3 protein-coding genes are annotated in these 3,264 nt (G+C 47.9%); all 3 read left to right on the forward strand.

All coding sequences use genetic code 11. From position 1 onward, the window contains the following. Positions 1-198: 198 nt before the first annotated feature. From B3W37_RS14275 to cydB, 3 genes are read left to right on the forward strand one after another with little or no spacing between them, the layout of a single operon-like run. Positions 199-603, forward strand: a complete 405-nt coding sequence (locus tag B3W37_RS14275) for an RrF2 family transcriptional regulator (protein ID WP_483176194.1) — start codon at positions 199-201, stop codon at positions 601-603. Between the two features lie 59 nt (positions 604-662). Beyond that, positions 663-2,024 (forward strand): cytochrome ubiquinol oxidase subunit I, encoded by a 1,362-nt coding sequence (locus B3W37_RS14280; RefSeq protein ID WP_483176195.1) that lies wholly within the window; start codon positions 663-665, stop codon positions 2,022-2,024. 15 nt (positions 2,025-2,039) lie between these two features. Then, complete coding sequence (gene cydB, locus B3W37_RS14285) at positions 2,040-3,056, forward strand: cytochrome d ubiquinol oxidase subunit II (protein WP_483176196.1); 1,017 nt, start codon at positions 2,040-2,042, stop codon at positions 3,054-3,056. The last annotated feature ends 208 nt before the right edge of the window (positions 3,057-3,264 follow it).

The raw sequence follows: 3,264 nt of genomic DNA on the forward strand, positions 1-3,264 counted from the left end.
GAGCGAAGCCGAAGGATCTTCCCCGCTCGGAGATTGAAAGATCTTTCGGCTTTACCTCAGGATGACATTCATAAAAAAACTGATTATTTGTAGAAAAAGTTAATTATGCAAAACTCTCATGATTATCTACGGGCCAGGTTGACAAAGGGATAATTTTTACATAAACTATACTAAAAGGGTGAACAATAAGGAGCAATTATGAACATCAATCAAGCTACAGATTATGGCTTTCGGGCAGTTCTGTTTTTGGCTCAGCAGCCTGTCGGGAAGGTAGTGGAAGCTCAGACCATTGCCCACAGTCAGGTAATACCTATGCGTTTTCTACTGAAAATTATGCCTTCCTTAACCAAGGCCGGTATTGTCAAATCACAGCGCGGTGTGGGCGGGGGCTATGCATTAGCCCGGAATCCTCAGGACATTACTTTGATGGATGTACTGGAAGCTATAGAGGGTCCGGTATACCTCAACCGATGCCTGATAGATGAAGATCTCTGCAGCAAACAAGGACCTCCTTCCTGTCCGGTTCATCAGGCTTTGGCTGCAATACAGCAGAGATTAAACCATGATTTTGACAGCTATAATTTTGCGGATTTTATAGACTAGTATATTTTACCCCTCATGTTTACCCAAATAGTAAACAATTAAAAAGGAGGCAGAGGAATATGGATGTTGTCCTTCTCTCCCGGCTGCAATTTGGGTTAACTGCTTTTTTTCACTTCCTTTTTCCGCCCGTGACTATCGGCCTGGCAACCATAATTGCAGTTATCGAATACTTATACTGGCGACGGCGTGAGGAGATTTATGACAAGATGGCCCGCTTCTGGTTTAAGCTCTTTACCATATTGTTTGCAGTAGGAGTAGCCAGTGGCATCACTATGGAATTCCAGTTCGGTACCAACTGGTCGGAATATTCAAAGTTTGTGGGTGACATTTTCGGGGCTCCTCTGGCAGCCGAAGGCCTTTTTGCCTTCTTTCTGGAGTCTACCTTTGTGGGTTTGCTCATATTCGGACGAGATAAAATATCCCCCACCATGCGCTTTGTATCCTCGGTTATGGTAGCATTGGGCAGTACCCTGTCGGCTTTCTGGATTATTGCCGCCAATTCCTGGCAGCAAACTCCGGCCGGTTATAAAATTGAGGGTGGACGCGCCGTTCTAACCGACTTTTTCGCCGCAGTATTTAATCCCTCCACCTGGCCCCGTTTTTTGCATACCGTTGATGGGGCCTATATCACAGGAGCCTTTTTGGTGATGGGAATCAGCGCCTATTTTCTTCTGCGTAATAAGAACATCGAGATTGGACGCCGTTCTCTTCGCATTGCTCTTGTCTTCGCCGTTATCGCTGTGTTCGGCCAGTTTCTTTTGGGGCATACCCATTCTGTACAGGTAGCTAATACCCAACCCGCTAAATTGGCAGCTTTTGAAGGCATATGGGATTCAGAGCCCCATGCTGCTCTTAATATTATTGGATTTCCGGATAAAGACCAGGAAACAACTCATTTGTCACTTGAAATCCCCGGGCTTTTAAGTTGGATGGTGCATAATGACCTTAATGCCACCGTTACCGGTCTGAAAGCCTTTGCTCCTGATGAGCGGCCACCAATTCAGGCTACTTACTGGTCCTACCGTTTTATGATATTGGCGGCAGGCCTGTTGGCAGGACTGGTTCTATGGGGAGCTTACCTGTTGGCCAGAGGAAGATTATATAATAACCGGTTATTCCTCTCCGCTGCTCTGTATTTTATGCTGCTGCCGGTTTTGATCAACGAGGCGGGCTGGATGGCGGCCGAGTTCGGGAGGCAGCCCTGGATTGTATACGGCCTTTTGCAAACCAATGCAGCCGCTTCGCCCCTGGCTGCCTACCAGATATTGTTGACCATCGCATTGTTTGTCCTGGTCTATAGCGTATTATTGGCGGCGGTATATTACTTGCTTAAACGGGAAGTAAAAAAGGTGATGGGAGAAGACATAAGGGGGCCTGAAACCGTACCTGCTTCCTTGAATCCCCCTTCCCTGGGAGAATAACCGGAGGTGATGAACATGGATCTGAACATTATATGGTTTTTGCTGGTGGGTGTGTTGATTAGCGGATATGCGATTCTGGACGGTTTTGATCTAGGGGTAGGCAGTCTTTACCCCTGGCTGGGAAAAACCGAGGAGGAGAAACTTACCTTGCTCCAGTCCATCGGTCCCTTTTGGGACGGGAACGAGGTATGGCTGCTGACCGGAGCCGGGGCTATATTTGCTGCTTTTCCTTTAGTCTACGCTTCGGTTTTTAGCGGGTTTTACCTGGCTATGATGCTGGTGCTGCTTGCTCTGATTCTACGGGCAGTGGCGGTAGAATTCAGGAATCATGCTCAAACCGCCAGGTGGCGCAAACGCCTGGACCGCCTCTTCTTTATTGGGAGTATCCTGCCGGCGTTACTCTTCGGTGTAGCCATGGGAAATATTGCTCAGGGCCTGCCTTTAAACAGCTCGCATTATTATACGGGAAGTTTCTTTGATCTGTTGAATTTTTATGCGCTGCTGCTGGGCCTCCTGGGCTTGTTGGCCTTTTTATGGCAAGGCAGCAGCTATATTATGTTGAAAACGGAAGGTGAATTGCAGGAAAATGCCCGGAGAGTATTTGGGCGTATTTGGGCTGCTTGTGTAGTTGTGTATGTTCTGGCTTCTCTGTATACTTTTGCAGCCGTACCGGCATTATATGTTAACTATTTTAAACATACCTGGTTTTGGGCAGCCCCTTTGTTAAGCGTAATAGGCCTGGCTGCGGCACCTTTGCTGGCCCGGACCGCCCGTTACGGTATGACGTTCATTTTATCATCGGTATATATGGCAGGTTTAATTGCCACCCTGGGCCTGGGTATGTTTCCCAACCTGGTTCCCGCTCTGGATCCCAGGCTGAGCCTGACTATATATAATGCCGCTTCTTCGGATTTAACCTTAAAAGTCATGCTGATCATTGCCTTGATCGGAGTACCTATCGTCCTTTTTTATACCATTTATGTTTACCGCGTATTCAGAGGCAAGGTCAACATTACCACCGAGGGCTATTGAACCGGATATCCCGGGGTATGGGCATTTGGGGGGATGCTGGTATTATCGGGGCACTGCCCATACCCCAGAGCAAGCAAAAACGCCCACCCAAGGGCACTACTGATGCTCCTTATGGTCGCTATTAAAGTTGCACCCTACGGGCACTACTGATGCTCCCTATGATCGCTATTAAGGTTGCACCCTACGGGCACTACTGATGCTCCCTATG

It is taken from the genome of Syntrophomonas sp. UBA5494, assembly GCF_002426325.1.